Consider the following 19,025-nt stretch of genomic DNA (forward strand, 5'->3'; position numbering starts at 1 on the left):
GGATTCATTCCCGCTTTTTTTACCTGAAATAATATCTCAATGCCAATTAGCAATTAATAATCACCTTCATGGCATTTTCATCTGCTGCATTCTTGAATACTTTATAAGCATGCTCAAGCTCACCAAATTTAAAGTGATGCGTGATCATCTTATCTAATGGCAATTTACCAGAACAACACGTTTTTAAGAGCATATCCGTTGTATTAGCATTCACTAAGCCTGTAGTAATTTTTAAATTCTTAATCCACAGTTTTTCTAAAGCAAAACTCACTGCTTGACCATGCACACCAACATTTGCAATATTACCGCCCTCTTTCACTATATGTTGGCACACATCCCATGTTTGCGGAATGCCCACAGCCTCAATTGCACAATCTACGCCACGGCCATTTGTCATTTTCAAAATGCTTGCAATTGGTTCTTCTCTAGCTGAGTTAATGATTTTTGTTGCGCCCATTTCTAAAGCCATTTGCAGGCGATTGTCATCCATATCCACAACAATCAATTCACTTGGAGAATATAATTGTGCTGTTAATAATGCTGCCATCCCAATTGGGCCTGCACCAACAATCGCAACTGTATCACCTGGCTGAACATCACCATATTGAACACCGATTTCATGGGATGTTGGCAACGCATCTGACAGTAATACAGCAACATCTTCAGCAAGATTATTTGGCAAATGATACAAAGATGTATCTGCAAATGGCGTACGAACATATTCAGCTTGCGTGCCATCAATCATGTATCCCATGATCCAACCACCACCATCCATACAGTGAGCATTCAATTGTTTTTGGCAATTTTCACAAGTACCACAACGACTCACGCAAGAGATGATAACTTTATCACCTTTTTTGAAATTCTTAACCGCGCTGCCCACTTCTTCAACAATGCCAACGCCTTCGTGCCCTAAAATACGGCCATTAAAACTGCCTGTTTTTTCTTTGGCTGTCGATTCAATTTCTGGGTTCTTCCCTTTCATAATGCCAAGGTCTGTACCGCAGATTGTTGTCGCTGTTAATTTTATAATTGCATCTGTTGGTTCTAAAATTTGTGGTACTGGGCGATCTTCAAAACGCAAATCATCCGCGCCATAATAGACCATTGCTTTCATTGTTTTTTGCATCACTAATCCTCCTTAAATAGAGTTATATAGTTATAGAGTAAGCAACTTGAATGAATCAAGGCTCGAACATCATAACGAATAAAATACTTTGATTCAAACAATGATTAACAACATTAAGTCTCATTTGCCAACCAAGTTCATTTACAAAAATCTGACAAAATAGAATATTTTTTGCACATCTCTGAAGTATTTTTATACAGAAAAAAGATATTGAATTTATACCTTATACTCTGATAGTAAATAAAATTAATCATAAACATCAAGAAAAACTATAAAACATTATTAACATATAAGAAAAAACCATATTTGACTATTATTTGTAATTAATAATAATTATTAATTGTGATTGTAAACCATTACATAATTTTAGCTTAATTTTAACCAAGGAAGATCATGCAACATTCAAACACTCAATTCTTCAGACAAAGCGTCTTGGCTTGTGCTGTTGTAACATTATTATCACCCATTTCCTTTGCTCAAGAAGAAAAGGTTAATGCCAATGAAACTATTGAAGAATTAGATAACTTCTCTCCTGAAACTTCTGCAATCGATTTATCTAAAGTTGTGGTGACTGCTGGTGGTTTTAGCCAAGAAGTAAAAAGTGCGCCTGCTTCGATCTCCGTAATCTCTAAAGCTGAATTAGATAATGCACCATTTCGTGATGTCACTGATGCATTGAAAGATATCCCAGGTGTTGCTGTAACAGGCGGAGGCGCTAGCCAAGACATAAGTATCCGTGGCATGGCACCAAAATACACATTGATGATGGTGGATGGTAAACGCCAAAGCTCTCGCGAAACTCGCCCTAATAGTGATGGTGCTGGTATCGAACAAGGCTGGATTCCACCATTAGCAGCGATTGAACGCATCGAAGTTGTCCGTGGTCCAATTTCTTCTCGTTATGGTTCAGATGCAATGGGCGGCGTCATTAACATCATCACTAAAAAAGTCTCAGATAAATGGGGCGGAAACATTCGTACAGATTTTACATTGAATGAAGATTCAGACAGAGGCAACGCCAATACCACAGAATTTTATTTAACAGGTCCATTAATTGCCGAAACATTGGGTTTACAATTATATGGCAAACACTCTAACCGTGAAGAAGATAAAATCAAAGGTGGATTCCCAGAACAACGTTTACAAAATTTTGGCGGTAAATTGGCTTTTGTGCCAGTTAAAGGCCAAACCTTTGAACTTGAGTATGGCAAAGGCTTCCAAAAGCGATTCAGTAATGCAGGCAAATCAGCAACACGTAAAAGTTCAGATAATAAATATAAAAGAGATAATGTATCTTTAAGATATTTAGGTGAATTTGATAATGGGATTACAAGCGATCTTATCTTCTCACATGAAAAAAATAACAACTATTCTCGTAATATGATTGTTAAGAACTTTGATGTAACGGGCAATGTCATTATTCCTATCAACACTCATACTGTGACTGTTGGTGCTCAATATCGTAAAGAGCGTCTATCAGATACTGGTAACCAAATTAATCCTGATTTGAATAAAATTGATCGTTGGGCATATTCATTCTTTATTGAAGATGAATGGTGGATCACAGATAATTTTGCTTTAACAGGTGGTATCCGTTATGACCATGATGAAAATTATGGCGGTGAATTAACACCTAGATTATATGCCGTGTGGAATATTGATGATGCTTGGACACTCAAAGGTGGTATTTCTAAAGGCTACTCAGCGCCTGGTTTACGTCAATCAACAGATGGCTGGGGACAAATCAGTGGTGGTGGAATACATCCTAGTTTAGATGGTGTAATCCTAGGAAACTCTCAGTTAAAACCTGAAAAATCCACAAACTTTGAAATTTCTACATCATTCACACCCAATGAATCATTTGATATCAATGCAACAGCATTCTATACAAAATTCAAAGATAAAATTGAAACTGATCGAATCTGTAATATTGTTGGCTATCAAGGTGGTACTGATGCAGAGTGCGTCTACAATGGCGACCACTTCTGGTACATTGATGAACGTATGAATGTTGAGAATTCAAAACTATATGGTTTCGAGTTAGCATCTAAATGGCAACCGATTGAAACTGTAACTGTAACTGGTAGCTATACTTATACTAAAACAAAAATCACAACTGGTAAGAAAAAAGGTACACCTTTAAATCGTGTACCTGAACATTTATTCAATATCAAAACGGATTGGCAATTCACGCCTAAAGCCAATGTGTGGGCAAAAGTTAACTATTATGGTAAGGAAAAAGTTTCCACTGTACGTGGCGGACCACTAAATAAACAATATGATGGCTATACTATCGTGGATTTAGGCATGTCTTATCAATTTGAAAAAGATGTTAATGTTTACGGTGGTATTTATAACTTAACAGATAAACGCATTGATAGTGATAACTATGGTAAGCGTTTAGATGGTCGCCGTTACTGGATTGGAGTTAGTGTAGATTTCTAAACACATTGAAATTGAACATAACCCATACTTTACAAGAGCTCTACACTTAGAGCTCTTTTTTTATATTTATCATTAAGATAAATACTGAAATATGATGAATTATTACACAAACACACAGCCATCATGAACCTTAAATAATTATAAAAAATCATTTTACTATTTGATTTTAAATACTTTTTTAAAATCAAACAATAATCAGAAATAAAAATATTTTCATTTGTAAAAACAATACAATTGACTATTTATATTATTTGATAATAATTATCATTCTAGTCAAAATTGTTTCATTTACTTTTAAACATTTTTAAGGAATATTATGCCCCATCCAACCGAATATGTTTTAAAACATAGCTTAATAGCTTGCGCTCTCTTTGCACTTCTATCTCCTTCCGCATTATCTGAAGAAACTAATAAAATTAATAATCCTGAAACTATTGAAGAATTAGAAAATTTCTCGCCCGAAACATCTGCAATCGATCTATCTAAAGTTGTAGTCACTGCAGGTGGTTTTAGCCAAGAAGTCAAAAGCGCACCAGCATCCATCTCTGTTGTATCTAAAAAAGAAGTGGAAGAAGCACCATTTAGAGATGTTGCGGATGCATTGAAAGATATTCCTGGCATTAACGTTTCAGGTAAAGGTTCAAACACAGACATTAGTATTCGCGGTATGGATCCTAAATATACGTTATTTATGGTGGATGGTAAAAGACAAAGCTCTCGACAATCACGCCCCAATGGTAGCTCTGGTTTTGAACAAGGATGGATTCCACCATTATCAGCGATTGAGCGAATTGAAGTTGTACGCGGCCCAATGTCATCACGTTATGGTTCAGATGCAATGGGCGGTGTTATTAATATCATCACAAAAAAAGTTTCAGACAGCTGGGGTGGAAGTCTCCGTTTAGAAACGACATTGGAAGATCAGTCTCATACTGGTAACACACAAACTGCTGAGTTTTATTTGAATGGCCCATTAATTAAAGAGCGTCTTGGATTACAATTATATGGTAAATACTCGCATCAAGATGAAGGGCGTTACCACTATAACTCTGCCAATGAGATCATTGGGGGTGCTTCAGAACGTAAATTACACAACTTAGGTGGTAAATTAACATTCGTTCCAGTCAAAGGTCATACTTTTGAGTTAGAAGCAGGCACCAATACACAGCGCGGAGAAGGAACAGTAGGCAAAAGCATCGCACCATCTGCCCGTGCAAAAAACTTTGATGATACACACAGAAGAACCAATCAATCCATTCGCTATTTAGGTGAATATGAGAATGGTATTACATCTGATTTCGTTGTCGCTCATGAAAAAACGCATAGTAAGCGCCGCGACATCAGTATTGAAAATCTAGATATCAATGGCAATGTCATCATTCCAATAGGAATGCACACTATCACAATTGGTGGCCAACATCGCACAGAAAAATTAAAAGCAACTGATAATCGTGTGAAAACAGGTCCTGATAATTTAACTCATAAAACATTTGCGCTCTTCATTGAAGATGAATGGTGGCTATTAGATAACTTTGCACTAACTGCTGGCCTTCGATACGATCACGATGATAAATATGGTAGCAATTTCACACCAAGAATTTATGGTGTTTGGAATATTGACGATGCTTGGACATTAAAAGGTGGCATTTCTTCTGGTTATGCTGCACCTAGCTTAAGAGAAACAGCTGCTGATTGGGGGCAAGCAACAGGGGGGTGGGCAAATCAAGGCGATCCTTACAGACGTGGTATGATCATAGGTAACCCTGATCTCAACCCTGAAAAAACATTAAACTACGAAGTATCTTTAAACTTCGCACCTGATGACTCATTAGATGCAACCATCACCGCATTCTATACAAAATTTAAAGATAAAATTCAGATCGTCGATGTTTTACCAAGAATTGATGGCAATAGCTATCCTGGCCCTGATGGATTTGGTTACGGATTCATCCAAGCTCGAGTCAATGCTGATCGCGCCACATCCAAAGGTTTAGAGCTAACCGCACGTTGGAAGCCGATTGAAGATTTAACATTGTCTGGTAATTACACTTGGATTAGAACTGAAATTACCAAAGGTATATATAAAGGTTCTAGTTTTACACAAACACCCAAACACATGTTAAATATTCATGCAGATTGGCAGTTTATTCCTAAAGCTAATGTATGGGCTAAAATGAATTACCGTGGTAAAGAAATCAGTATTAATCGTAAAGGTGGGCCTGGTGATCGCTATCCTGGTTACACAACATTCGATTTAGGCGGATCATATAAATTAGATAAAAATACTAGCTTCTATGCAGGTATTTATAACGTTACCAATAAGCAAGTGAAAAACACAACATTGGATCATACGATAGATGGCCGACGTTACTGGATTGGTGTTAACATTGATTTCTAATGGTTAATCCAAAATAGTCACCATAAAAAAACCCAGAATTTTGAATTCATTCTGGGTTTTGTTTTTTAGCCAATCAATTACAGAATCTGTTGAATGCTTATTCTATGCTCGAATAAACTTTCTGTCTTTTCTTGTCGGTTCTCAATAATAATGCAATGACCCTCAGCATCCGTATCACCCTCACATTTTGCTGCAGGTATCTCTTCATTTTTATACAAAGAACTGTCATCCTTCCCAACAATTTCAATAATTTTTTCTGTCTGTTTTTTACCTAAATCTTCAATTGTGGTTGAGGAATTATCTTCTGGAGAAGTGCCAATAAGATCACCTGTCACACCGCCTGGGATTTTACCAACAGAACCAACATTGTCTATTTTTCCATTACTTCCCGTACCATTTCCACCTTTTCCTGCGCCACCTGTAGATATATTAAAGGCTAATATTTTACCAAATGGTGTATCTTTCAAACATGGATCAGGGAGGTCTAAATCATTCACATCTTCCCTTTCAACAACACCCCATGTAGAGAAAATGATATTTTTGGTCAGCCCATCGTATTTAGGATCTTGGATAACACGCTCACCGCTTTTCATCCCATCAGCACTTAAACGGACATACCAACCATTACCATTCGGTCCTGTTTCATTAGGATTCGTACTTTCTGGTGTTTCAATATCAATGTCATAGCGGTCCTTTTGCAAATAATCAATCTGAGTGCCTTGGCTATATTTTACATCGCCTCGCTTTAAATTATTCACAGATAATTTTGGAGATAATGTCCCCACGTAAGGCAAGTCCATATCCGAGGCCATTGCAGATGAACCATTACCAAAAAGGTCTCTATCTGTAATACCATAAATACCATGCAATACAGCTGCATTATCACCACGATCGCGCTGTTTATTAGCTGCAATACCTGTGCCAAAAAACACCTGCATCTGACCCGCTTTATTTTTCAAAACTAATGGACGAGTCGAAATTGCAGACTGCCCAATATTGGTTTCAGGTGCCTTAAATAATGATGTCACTCTAATACCATGATTATCTGTAAAATCTCGATCAGTAAATTCTACTCGGTATAATGTACCAGAATAGTCTCCTACATATAATCGTTTCAACCGTTGGCCTGTAATGGGATCGGCCTCTACAACAATTGCAGGTGTTGCAGCACCACCACCTTTTGGATTAAGAATGATTTCATTCAATTTCTTACCAGTGTAAGCATCAATAAAATAGATTGTAGACTTATCACCACCAAAACCATTGCCAAATACTGCGACAGCTTGCCCCTGCTTTTGCCCATCCACATCAATCAAACGATTAAAATATTCAAATCCAGAATAGGTGTAACCTAAGTTTTCAAAACCTGGTGTTCTATACTCAGCACTGCCTTCATTTGTGATTTCAAACATAGGTGTTACTTTATCAATAGCATCGCTATAACTGGCAGGTAATCTAGGCTTACGCTCATTAAATACCCAGTTATTAACTGATGTATCATCTGAAGCAAAAATACGATAACCAACAATACCTTTCCCACCACCTGCCATGCCAGTCATGCCCAGCGTTGCATAATAATTACCGCGGCCTTCTTGGTAAACTTTTGCATCCATCAGGTTAGTTCTACCATCAAACATAAAAATAGGCTTTTGATTTCTTACCGCAATCTCTTTAATTCTTCGATAAGAAATTTGTGGAAAATATGAAGTATCTAGCTGCCCGCCTTTGTATCGGTTAGCATAATTCAAACCTCTCTGAGCATTAATAAAATTAATAAAACCATCATTATCACCAGCAATAATATAGTTTTTAGGCTGCCATGTTGCTTTAAACTCCAACCATCTCACTAACTCTTCTCTTAGTCCTTGAGACATTTTATCTTTCGCAAGATTAATGTTAATGATATCTTTATTTGCTAAACGAATATCTGAGTTAGTTAAACTCCCAATAGGTGTCATTCTTGGTCGCAAACTGTATGGTCTAAAACTAGTCCTTGTAAATTCGTATAACCAATGCACATAGTAGTGCCACGCACTATTACGCAACCCCGTCATTTTCTCATATGTATCCTTAAAGTAATTCATAGCCCTACCAGAGTGCACGCGATATATTCTAGTGCCCACCGGATAATGAGAATAGCCTTGGTCCTTATTTAAAAATGTTATATAGCGGCCTTGTCCTCTTTTAATCGTATCACTGGTATTCCATAATTCATATAAGCCAATTTCACCGGTCGCCTTTCCTTGATCATCCTGTTTAACGTATGGAACCATAGCAGATATCACGCCATAACGTTGATTAAACCCATATTTGGTACTATAACGAATCGCACCCACTTGGCTCATATCAGTACGCTCACCATCCAGATAGAGGCGGCCATTCTTCATTTCAACTTTGTAAGGTAAAACATCCGCATACACTTTATCATTCACAGCCAAAGTGCTACTAGAGCTTTGAATGATATTAGAGAATACGGTATCAAAAGCATCCAATAGATCTTCTGCCGTGTATTCAATATCTTTACCAGGCTTAAAGCCAATACTCGCTCCACCCGTTGGCCCTACTAAATATTTAAATCTAGCAGCTTGTGGATCTACATATAAAGATATGCTATCCATAATAATGGGCATTTTTGTAGAATAAATAGGATCATTCCATGGCTTACCAGCATCATCCACTCGACTCTCATCCCATTGTAAAGTGGAATTATTCCAGATAGGCTTAGATGCATTACGCAAATCTATCGCTGCCGCTAATCTCCCAATATCATAAAAATTACTCGCAATGTATGCTCGATGTAACAAGCTCACGCCGCCGATATTATAAGGAGTATTATGCGACAGAATGTTACTCTCCCCTAAATACGGAAAATCATCAGTAAAAACACCGTATATTGTTTCGCCACCACTCGCGCCATCGCTCATATTGACAATATGACTCTCCTGACAACGATATTTTAATGGTGTGTCATAACGATAATAAGAAAAATGCTGGTTTGGTCTTTTGCCAACTATATTCTTACCTTCATCTAAAGGGATAGCCCCACCCCTTAAGATTTTCATGGCATGATACAATCCTTCACCCGTTGGCGTGCTGCCATGAGGATCTTCTACGGCATCCAACAACGGCTGCAGCTTTGTCTTAAATTCTTCCTCTGATAAGCCAGCATAATCCTTCAATTCTAATGTGACTAGACCGTGGTTTTCACCAGCAACCTTATGATACTTATTAATAACATTTGCACCAACATATGCTTTGTCTCGATAGCGATTTAAAATTTCCTGCACCACATAAGATAAAGCGATCCCTCTTGTAACTTTTAAACAGCGATTATATGGTGGTGGCTCTGACTTTCCATCGATTAAACCAAATTCATCAGTATTATCATCCTTCCAAGGCTTATATGTATTTCTTGAAGGAAAAGGATTATACATTCCTTCCTTCTCTAACTCTTTCCCCCAACGTACAGCTCTATCATCGACCTTGCATACCGGATCACCTTCCCCATAAGCGTGCTCTAACATATAAACATCAGGATGCCTCATTGAAGTTGAATCATCTAGCACCATATGGATATTTGATTTGGGTTGTGGCGTATTTAAAATAGGTTCTGCTATGGGGACAAAAGGACCCGTTGTTTGTGCATACACCGTTGGTAACACACTTAATGTTCCTAAAAGGAAAGTTAATTGTAGATATATATTATGGCGCTTCATTTCTGCCCCCAACTTATTGATACTATTCATCATTATTATTATCTGAAAATCGTTGTTAGCATATTGATATGCTCATAACGACTAATTGGTAAACATTATACAGAATAAATATTATTAAAACCTCGATCTAAATCAAACATTAAAAACACAAATCAAATACATTTACTAACATTAATAATTAATTAAATTACAATTCTAAACATTATCTATTGCAAAATAATTCTATATACTGAATACATATATTCAAACATAACATAGGATCACAATGCACAATACATTCAATGTTCTAATATTAGGAGGCTATGGTAATTTTGGACAATTGATAGCAACAGCTCTCTGTCAGGATCCTAATATATCTGTAACCATTGCAGGTAGAGATGGTCAAAAAGCTAAAAAGCTAGCTGAATCACTGAACTGCCAATACATGCAAATAGATGCTATGCATGATAATTTAATGACCACATTCAATAGCCATAATATTCACTTGGTCATTTCAACCATTGGGCCATTTCAAAATCAATCCTATCATATTGCCGAAGCGGCCATAGCAGCTAATATACATTATATCGATTTGGCAGATTCTAGAGAGTTTGTTGAAAACATTGTGCAATTTAATAATATTGCCCAAGAAAAAAGCCTCTTTATCTGTTCTGGTGCAAGCACTGTACCTAGCTTAAGCAGCGCCGTTGTGAATCACTATATGTCCGAATATTCTGATCTCAAAAGCATAGATATTACATTAAGTGCCTCAGAAAAGGTGCCTGGCATTAGTACATTGTCAGCTGTGCTCAGCTATTGTGGTCAAAAATTTATAATTTGGAAAGATCAGCAATGGCAGTCTGTTTACGGCTTACAAAATTTAGCCCATCATCAGTTTTATCATCTACCTAATAAACGTTGGGTTGCGAATTGCAATGTACCAGATTTAGCTCTGTTTCCTAAAAACTACCCAACTGTTCAACAAGTCACATTTAAAGCTGGCGTTGGTATTGGCTTAGTTCAAATCAGTTCATGGGCTGTATCATGGTTGAAACGATGGCAACTGATGAATCATCCCATCAAATATGTAGATACTTTTTACAAAATCGCCCAATACTTTGAACGATTTGGTGATGGATTAAGCGGTATGCAGATTAAGCTTAACGGATCTGATCATAATCACAAACCTTTAAGCATCAATTGGGAAATCATTGGTTATGATAATGAAGGCCCGAATATTCCATGCTTCGCATCCATTATTCTTGCTCGAAAACTAGCAAATCAAGAAATAATACAAAGAGGTGCTTTTTCTAGCATGAACCTAATTACTTTAGATGAATACCTAGAAGCATTCCAAAATATTCATATAAAAACATTTACTGACAAAAATTAATAAAAATCAAAATAATATTTAACAATTTAATTTAAAAATTAGAAATAGGCTACTATATTCATTAGATACTTCAAACCAAAATTATAATCAGAGGTAACATCATGGCAATTAAAAATATTTTAACGATGTGTGATCAAGACCGATTAAAAGTCATACAAGATAATTTAGAAAAACAATTTACTGCTATCTATCGAACCTATGGTGTTTTGGCACAAAAACAATATAAAGTCAGTTCTGAACTCATCATTAAAGAACTCAAAAATGCTCAATATGAATTTTTTAACTATTCTGATTTATTAACCAAAGAACTGCGTTTATCGACTGTATATGATATTTCAAATCTTATCTCCACAGATTTAGTTCCAAACTCCACCAACCGAACTATTTTTATCCGAGGATTAGGGCCAGCGATGTTCTATCAAAGAGTACTAAATCGTTTAGTTGGTATTGATGAAGATATTGTCTGGAGCGGTTTCACGACAATGCACCCGATGGCACAAGATACTTTACCAAAACTCTCAACAGACTACACACGTTTTCTTGCAAAAGAAGAACCGACTATTTTAGAATTTAAAATGGCAATTCAACGATCTTTTGATGACAGCATCGACTTTTTTGCGAAACGCACTAAATTTACTAACTTTAAAAGCTGGTAAATTAACTACATCGCTCCCTAAGGGAGCGATGATAAAATTCAGTAGCGATTTACTTCATCCCTGCTTCTCCTGTCCAAAATCCAGAACATTCATTATGCGTTAATGTTTGTGGTATATAATCCTTTGCCGCCATTCGCGCACGATATTGTTCAATGACATCTATGATATGTTCATCCAATGGTGACAAGCGAATAATATCGACTAACGATTCTAATGCTGAATATTCATTCATTAAGTTATAACACTGTCCACTTTGCATCTGAATACCATTCATCGTAAAAATACGTTGATCATCTTGTGTGAATACTGCTTTACCTGATGGATCATGAATACAAGCAATCTCACAATCTGCTTTATCTCTTCCTACATTCCGAGCAGTAAAACATCGTGCAGAATAAGATAAAGGCAAATAACCATAAGCTAAAATTTCTTTCTCAAATTGCTGCCATATTCCCTGAGTGTCACATTTTTTCTGAATATCCTGCAACCATGACTGTGAAAGTTCCACAGGAAAACACCAACACTGCATACCATTTCGCAGCATCACAGCCAAAGCTTCTGCATTATAAATATTCAAAGCATGCCCAACCACAAAAGGTAATTGATGTTCAACACATAAATTAATAGCAGAAAAATCATTGGCTTCAATGATAAATTCACCATTATTCACGGATTTTTTAACATCTAATAATTTTGATGGACTATCCACTAATGCTAATGATGTTAGTACAACTTCTTTACCATGTTTTTGCAACTCTTTACCAATCTCTAGCCAATCATTGAGCAATAATTCTTGGCGCTTAGCACAGACCATTTCTCCGAGATATACAGTATCCACATCAGTTGTTTTGATAGTATCGTAAAAATCATAAACTCTAGATTTTGCCCAGCAATACAGAATTGGGCCTAAAGATAATTTCATATTATTTTCCTCATTCTTTATTGCCAATGGCGATTATAAGCGCCCAATGTTGTTTGCTTGCCTTCTGAAATCTCATTCAATGCTTGATCCCATTGTGCTTTAACTTGAAAATCATTCGGGGATTTTTGATAGCAATCTATCGCTTCCCGCCAAGTCTTTGCAACTTTAGCAACATAAGCTGGGCTTCGTTGGCGCCCTTCTATCTTCACTGAAGCAATGCCCATTTTGAAAAAATCAGGAATCAATGAAATCGTATTTAAACTCGTAGGCTCTTCCATCACATGATAAAGCGAATCTTCAACGTTGAATCGGCCTTTGCATAAAGTTGGATATCCTGCATGTTCAAATTCTGAAAAGCGATCAATCAAAACATTATTCAAACGAGTTTCTTTGCCACCATTTTCAATTTCTCTCCACTCTACAAATTCTGCTGGAGAACAAGCTCCTGCTGTATTAGGTGACTTTCCTGTTGTGTAAGAGGATAAATAACAGCGCCCCTCTGCCATGATGCATAATCCGCCAAAAGCAAAAACTTCCAATGGCACAGGTGATTCTTGGGCAAGCTTTTTGACTTGATGGATTGGTAAAACTCTTGGAATCACTATGCGTTTTACATTGAATTCACGCTGATAAAATTTGATAGCTTCAAGATTAGTTGCAGAAGCTTGTACAGACAAATGTACTTCCATATCAGGATGTTTGTTCGCAACATAATCCAAATTAGCAATATCTGCCAATATCAATGCATCCACACCTTCGCCCACAGAACGATCAATGGCACTTTTCCAAATATGAAAAGAGGCAGGATTCACAAAAGTATTAATGGCAACATGGAGCTTTTTACCAAAGCTTTGCGTAGTCTTCACTGCTTCTTGTAATCGTTTTTCCGTAAAATTTAACCCAGGAAAATGGCGAGCATTCGTTTCATCTTTCAAACCAATGTAAACAGCATCCGCACCATTTTCAAATGCGGTTTTCAAAGCAGGCAAATTACCCGCTGGGCATAATAGTTCCATAACGCCTCATTTATGATCAATATCAAACCGCTACTACGATAGATTGTTTACAGTATGAATGGTTTGATTGGAATCAATTTTGAGGTCGTTATGCAAATACCCGCTCAAGTTTCAAAACATTTACCTAATGTTTTGCCAAAATTATGCAAATATCATTTAAAAATAATGCCGAATCAATTAAAGGTTCAATGTATTAACTTTGCAATGAATCACTTCTTTAAAGAAGCTATTACTGAAGGAGAGTTGGATTTTTTAGATCAAAAAACTTTTCAAATTCATGTGGAAGATATTCATTATTCAACCACCATCACATTGCGAGACCAAAAACTCGTGGCATTGAATGCCTCTGAAAAAGCAGATGTTATATTAAAATCCACATTCAATCCTTTAGTTTTATTAATCTCTAGAAAAGAAGATCCTGATACATTATTCTTCAATCGTGCTTTAACCATTGAAGGCAATACTGCATTAGTTTTAGAAATTAAAAATTGGTTGGATAGTTTAGACTTTGATCTACTACCCAAACCCATGCAAAAAGCATTAATCAATTATAGTAACATGCTATAAATAATAAAAAAGAAGCCTAAGAATAACTAGAAGATTAATATCTCGCCCATAGGGCGAGATATTAGAGGAATAATTTAAAACAGATTTACATAAAAAATCCCGCATTGCGGGATTTTATTTTTAATTCATACTGATTAAAGTACTAACTCACCTGACCAAATTTTACCAATCACTTCTAAGGTCTGATTCACCCCTTCACGTGCTGGTTTACGGCGAACAGATGTATAAGCAATAATATGGCCGTCTTCATAGTTAGGACTTGCAGTCGCATAAACCCAATAATAACGACCATCTTTACGCAAGTTTTTCACAAAACCACGCCAAGGTTTGCCTGATTGAATCGTGTCCCACAAATCTTTAAAGATTACAGGTGGAACATCTGGGTGACGCAAGATAGAATGTGGAGACCCCACTAATTCTTCTTCTGTCCATGCTGACATATCCACGAACGCTCTATTCGCATGTGTAATAATACCGCGTGTATCTGTTCTTGAAACAATCAAACGACCATCTGGATAAGGCACTTCCTCATCCACAACATAAATTCGACGCTGGAAACCTTCATAGTATGTTAAAGTTTTTTCCTCATACTCTGTCGTTCCTTCTGGCAAATCAGAAAGTTCCATATTCGGTGGAATTTTGTAGTCTACATTGTTATCCATAGATGATTCCTTATATACACAAATTATTTAATTATATTATGACGTACATACCACAATCACAAACGCTAAAAGGTATTTATATTCCCAAATTGATTCCTATCAAAACTAAGCTCTATAAACCTCTTTCGTAATGATATGTTGAATTTTGGTTGCCTGTGGAATTCCACCTAATGCACCAACAACAACTCCAGTAACTTCAGAATCTGAGAAATTCAAAGCATCCTCTTCCAACATTATAGCAGGTTCTCCCTGAATATTAGCACTCGTTGAAATTAAAGGTGCCCCAAAACCTTCACACAATGCCTTTGCAACAGGATGCGTTGTTAATCTCACCGCCAAGTCAGGCGAATCTCCCGATAAAACATCGGGACAAGCCGCAGTTCTTGGCACTAACCAAGTATGATGAAAACCATGATCCAAAGTCTTCATCAATGCTTGTTGTTCTTCTGTCAATGGTACAATCCAATCTTGCAATCGTTCCAGTGAGTCCGTTAAAACAATCAATCCTTTACTCAGCGGCCGCCCTTTTATCTTACAGATTTTTTTTGCTAACTCAACATTTCGTGCATCGCCACCAATGCCATACACACCTTCTGTAGGATAAAGGATTAACTCTTGACGAATTAATGCCTCAACCCCTTCTTTTACTGTTAATAACTTACTCATGACAAACTTAATTAATAAATAAATGGTTACCAATATAATATAGCGTAAATGATAAAATAATTGAAACAGGTAATGTTAATACCCATGCCATTAAAATACTACGCACAGTTGATGCTTGCAAACCTGATTTATTCGCGACCATCGTACCAGCAACAGCACTAGATAAAATATGTGTCGTTGATACTGGCAACCCTAAATAACTTGCAGATGCAATCGAAACGCCAGCAGTAATTTGAGCACTCATACCTTGCGCATACGTCATCTCTTTTTTACCAATTTTACCGCCAACTGTCTCAACTACACGGCGCCATCCAATCATCGTACCTAATCCTAATGCAACAGCAACAGCGATAATTACCCAGATTGGAGCATATTGTGTTGTTTTCGTTAAATCTTTAGAAATACTTTTAAAGGTTTGACGATACTCTTCTGACAATTCAGAGGATTTTTCTAATTTCTTAGTCACATTGCCCAAACATAATACTTCGTTACGAACCAACCAACGCTGATCTGTTGTTAATTCATCATAGCTTGTAATACCATCTAATAAATCCGCCAATGTTCTTGCATGATCCACCATTTGAGAAGGCTCGCAACTAAATAAAGTCTCTTCTTCTTTCACTGGTTGAGGAAATAATTTTTTCATCACTGCTTCATTTTTTTGGTATGAAGTGATAATCAATTCAGCAGCCACTTTAGTTTGTTGAATGTCATAAATGTTCGATTGCATATTCACAACAAACTGTGCAGGTACGATGCTGAATAATACCAGCATCACTAAACCAATCCCTTTTTGACCATCATTTTGACCATGAGCAAAACTCATTCCCATAGCAGAACAAACCAAACAAAAACGCGGCCAAAATGGCGGACGCTTTTTCTTTTCAATATTATGGCGAATGTGTGGTGTTTTATGGATATTGCTTTTCGGTTTCCACTTAATTAATAGCAACAAAAATAATCCTGCAACACCTGCACCAATGATTGGAGAAAATAGAAGTGAGAAAAATACGTCATATGCCTTTGCCCAGTTTACACCTTCTACTAAAGAGCCATGCTCTATCAAAGCATTCGCCAAACCAACACCTAAAATAGAACCAATCAATGTATGAGAACTAGATGCTGGAATACCAAAAAACCATGTGCCTAAATTCCAGATCAAGGCCGCTATCAATAGCGAAAATACCATCACCAATCCTTTGGTGGATTGTGCTGTTGCCAATAATTCCATAGGCAGTAAGTTGACAATTGCATAAGCCACACCTAAACCACCTAAAATTACCCCGAGAAAGTTAAAAATCCCCGACAAAAAAACCGCCATGCCAGGTTTCATTGATTTAGTAAAAATCACTGTAGCCACAGCATTAGCGGTATCATGAAATCCATTTACGAATTCAAAAGCAAGCACAAGCCCGATAGAACCTATTAGTATTAAGATAATATGCCAATCAAGCCCAGAAAAAAATTCAGCCAACATAAAAAAGCTCTTTCTAATGACGAAAGAGCTTATTGTAATATAAAATTCATTTGAAGTTTAGCGCATTGTCACCAATTCTTCTGCCGAAGTTGGATGAAGTGCAACAGTATCATCGAAATCTTGTTTCGTTGCGCCCATACGAACAGCAACTGCAAAACCTTGTAACATTTCATCAACTTGTGGGCCGATCATATGCACACCCACAACTTTTTCTTCATCACCCACAACAACTAATTTCATAGCAGTTTTTACTGGATGTGGCGTAAAGCTAGAATACATCGAAGTGAACGAGGTTGTATAACATTTCACTTTGTCATATTTTGCCTCTGCTTCCACTTCTGTCAAGCCAACCGTGCCAATTGGTGGATGTGAAAAAACGATGCTCGCGATGTTTTCATAAGGTAGATAACGACCTTCTTTTCCACCATATAAACGATCAGCTAAACGACGAGCAGCTGCAATTGCTACAGGTGTTAATGGAAATAAACCAATAATATCACCCAATGCAAATACACCTTTTACGTTAGTTTCTTGATATTGATCAACTGGAATGATTCCACCGTCTACCATTTTAATGGATGTATTTTCTAAACCGATATCATCAGTATTTAAATCGCGACCCACAGCCCAAATCACTTGCTCAACTTCTGTACGACCATGATTAGAAATTACTGCAAAACCTGTTGAAGTTTTTTCAATTTCTGTAATTGTAGAATTAGTGTGGAAAGATAAATTCTTTTCCAATTCTAATTTCAACTCATCTGTCACAAAATGATCAAATGTTCTTAAAACGTTCTCTTTACGGCAGAATAAATGTGATTCAGAACCCAAACCTTGCATCAACTGCGCTATCTCTACAGCAATATAGCCTGCACCAATAACTGCGATGCTTTTTGGCTGAGTTTCTAACGTAAAGAATTCATCAGATGTCATACCAAATTCAGCACCTTTAACATCCGTTGGAATTTTTGGTCGGCCGCCTGTTGAAATCACGATATGTTCAGCTGTATAGCGTTGACCATCTACTTCAATTGTATGGTCATCCACAAATTTTGCAGCACCTTCCACATAGTCGATGCCCAAAGATTCCAAATAACCGCCATACCAATTAGTAATACCATTGATATAACCATCGCGCTTTTCCTTCAAAGTTTTCCAAGAAAAGTTCTTCAGGTCCACATCAAAACCATAGCCTGATGCATTACGAATCGTATCTGCAACATGAGATGCATTCCACATAATTTTCTTAGGTACACAGCCAACGTTGACACATGTGCCGCCAACTTTGCCTTTTTCAATCACTAAACACTTTGCACCATAACTCACAGCACGCTCTACAACAGAAATTCCTCCTGAACCTGCGCCAAGAGCAATCACATCATATTTCATTACTTATCCTTCTTTTCTGGGTAATAGGTTTGGAACAATGGAACCACTTCGATCACACCTGAAACACTTCTCGCACGATCAATGACAGGTTGCATTTCAGTTGGTTTTAATAAGCCCATTAGATAGACAATGCCACGCTCTGTTACAACTTTAACATTACCTGCATAAAAATCAGGTGAAATGGTTAATAATGCTATTTCACCTTTAACTTTTGTGGTCAAAAAAGTATCCTGTGAACGTTCACCAAATGATGATGGTGGCGCAATCACTAACTCATTATAGACATTTGTGACGCCAGGAATTTTTCGCACGCCTTCTTCTAATGTTAATCCTACTTCACGCGTATGAACTTCCCCCGCTAATAATACAACGCGATTATAACTCACTTTATTAATATGGTTTTTTGAGCCATAAGGCAAATCTCTGATGACTTTATCCACTTTCAATTCAATTTCTTGATCTTCTAGCATTACAGAGTTTGGTCTACGATCAGCCATGATCACACCAGTTGTACCCACAGTGCCAAATACTAATAGCGGTGCGCAGCCAGATAGGGGCAAAATAATTGCCCCAAGAATTACAGCTAAGAGTTTTCTAGATTTCATAATCA

14 protein-coding genes are annotated in these 19,025 nt (G+C 37.0%); 5 read left to right on the top strand and 9 right to left on the bottom strand.

The window, feature by feature from the left end; genetic code table 11:
* Positions 1-46: 46 nt before the first annotated feature.
* Positions 47-1,117: a zinc-dependent alcohol dehydrogenase family protein gene (locus ACA100_RS00255; RefSeq protein ID WP_481079134.1), complete on the bottom strand. Its 1,071-nt coding sequence runs from the start codon at positions 1,115-1,117 to the stop codon at positions 47-49.
* 405 nt (positions 1,118-1,522) lie between these two features.
* Between ACA100_RS00255 and ACA100_RS00260 the strand changes: the two genes are divergently transcribed.
* On the top strand, positions 1,523-3,574 hold the full coding sequence (locus ACA100_RS00260) for a TonB-dependent receptor domain-containing protein (RefSeq protein WP_481078024.1): 2,052 nt from the start codon (positions 1,523-1,525) through the stop codon (positions 3,572-3,574).
* Between the two features lie 316 nt (positions 3,575-3,890).
* Positions 3,891-5,972, top strand: a complete 2,082-nt coding sequence (locus ACA100_RS00265; RefSeq protein ID WP_481078025.1) for a TonB-dependent receptor domain-containing protein — start codon at positions 3,891-3,893, stop codon at positions 5,970-5,972.
* 77 nt (positions 5,973-6,049) lie between these two features.
* Here ACA100_RS00265 and ACA100_RS00270 read toward each other — a convergent pair whose 3' ends face one another.
* The gene (locus tag ACA100_RS00270) at positions 6,050-9,688 is read right to left on the bottom strand and encodes a pilus assembly protein (protein WP_481078026.1); all 3,639 of its coding nucleotides are present in this window, start codon (positions 9,686-9,688) and stop codon (positions 6,050-6,052) included.
* 265 nt (positions 9,689-9,953) lie between these two features.
* Here ACA100_RS00270 and ACA100_RS00275 point away from each other — a divergent pair, with 265 nt between their 5' ends.
* Positions 9,954-11,060 carry a saccharopine dehydrogenase family protein gene (locus ACA100_RS00275; RefSeq protein ID WP_481078027.1) on the top strand — a complete coding sequence of 369 codons (1,107 nt, stop codon included), beginning with the start codon at positions 9,954-9,956 and terminating at the stop codon, positions 11,058-11,060.
* Positions 11,061-11,161: 101 nt separating this feature from the next.
* Positions 11,162-11,716 (top strand): hypothetical protein, encoded by a 555-nt coding sequence (locus ACA100_RS00280; RefSeq protein ID WP_481078028.1) that lies wholly within the window; start codon positions 11,162-11,164, stop codon positions 11,714-11,716.
* Between the two features lie 49 nt (positions 11,717-11,765).
* Here the strand turns inward: ACA100_RS00280 and ACA100_RS00285 are convergent, their stop codons facing one another.
* Both ACA100_RS00285 and ubiU read right to left on the bottom strand, forming a co-directional pair.
* Positions 11,766-12,638, bottom strand: coding sequence for a U32 family peptidase (locus ACA100_RS00285; RefSeq protein WP_481078029.1), 873 nt, complete (start codon positions 12,636-12,638; stop codon positions 11,766-11,768).
* A 17-nt stretch (positions 12,639-12,655) separates the two neighbouring features.
* On the bottom strand, positions 12,656-13,654 hold the full coding sequence (gene ubiU, locus ACA100_RS00290; protein ID WP_481078030.1) for a ubiquinone anaerobic biosynthesis protein UbiU: 999 nt from the start codon (positions 13,652-13,654) through the stop codon (positions 12,656-12,658).
* Between the two features lie 90 nt (positions 13,655-13,744).
* Here ubiU and ubiT point away from each other — a divergent pair, with 90 nt between their 5' ends.
* Positions 13,745-14,221 carry a ubiquinone anaerobic biosynthesis accessory factor UbiT gene (ubiT, locus tag ACA100_RS00295; RefSeq protein ID WP_481078031.1) on the top strand — a complete coding sequence of 159 codons (477 nt, stop codon included), beginning with the start codon at positions 13,745-13,747 and terminating at the stop codon, positions 14,219-14,221.
* Positions 14,222-14,355: 134 nt separating this feature from the next.
* Here the strand turns inward: ubiT and ACA100_RS00300 are convergent, their stop codons facing one another.
* From ACA100_RS00300 to ACA100_RS00320, 5 genes are all read right to left on the bottom strand, one after another.
* Positions 14,356-14,883 (bottom strand): PAS domain-containing protein, encoded by a 528-nt coding sequence (locus tag ACA100_RS00300; RefSeq protein WP_481078032.1) that lies wholly within the window; start codon positions 14,881-14,883, stop codon positions 14,356-14,358.
* Between the two features lie 105 nt (positions 14,884-14,988).
* On the bottom strand, positions 14,989-15,549 hold the full coding sequence (locus ACA100_RS00305) for an L-threonylcarbamoyladenylate synthase (protein WP_481078033.1): 561 nt from the start codon (positions 15,547-15,549) through the stop codon (positions 14,989-14,991).
* A gap of 7 nt (positions 15,550-15,556) precedes the next feature.
* Positions 15,557-17,023: an inorganic phosphate transporter gene (locus ACA100_RS00310; RefSeq protein WP_481079135.1), complete on the bottom strand. Its 1,467-nt coding sequence runs from the start codon at positions 17,021-17,023 to the stop codon at positions 15,557-15,559.
* A gap of 60 nt (positions 17,024-17,083) precedes the next feature.
* Positions 17,084-18,415, bottom strand: coding sequence for a glutathione-disulfide reductase (gorA, locus tag ACA100_RS00315; RefSeq protein WP_481078034.1), 1,332 nt, complete (start codon positions 18,413-18,415; stop codon positions 17,084-17,086).
* Positions 18,415-19,020 (bottom strand): BON domain-containing protein, encoded by a 606-nt coding sequence (locus ACA100_RS00320; RefSeq protein ID WP_481078035.1) that lies wholly within the window; start codon positions 19,018-19,020, stop codon positions 18,415-18,417. Before ACA100_RS00320 ends, gorA begins: the two co-directional genes overlap by 1 nt.
* Positions 19,021-19,025: the final 5 nt, after the last annotated feature.

Source organism: Wohlfahrtiimonas sp. XWW7, assembly GCF_056716055.1.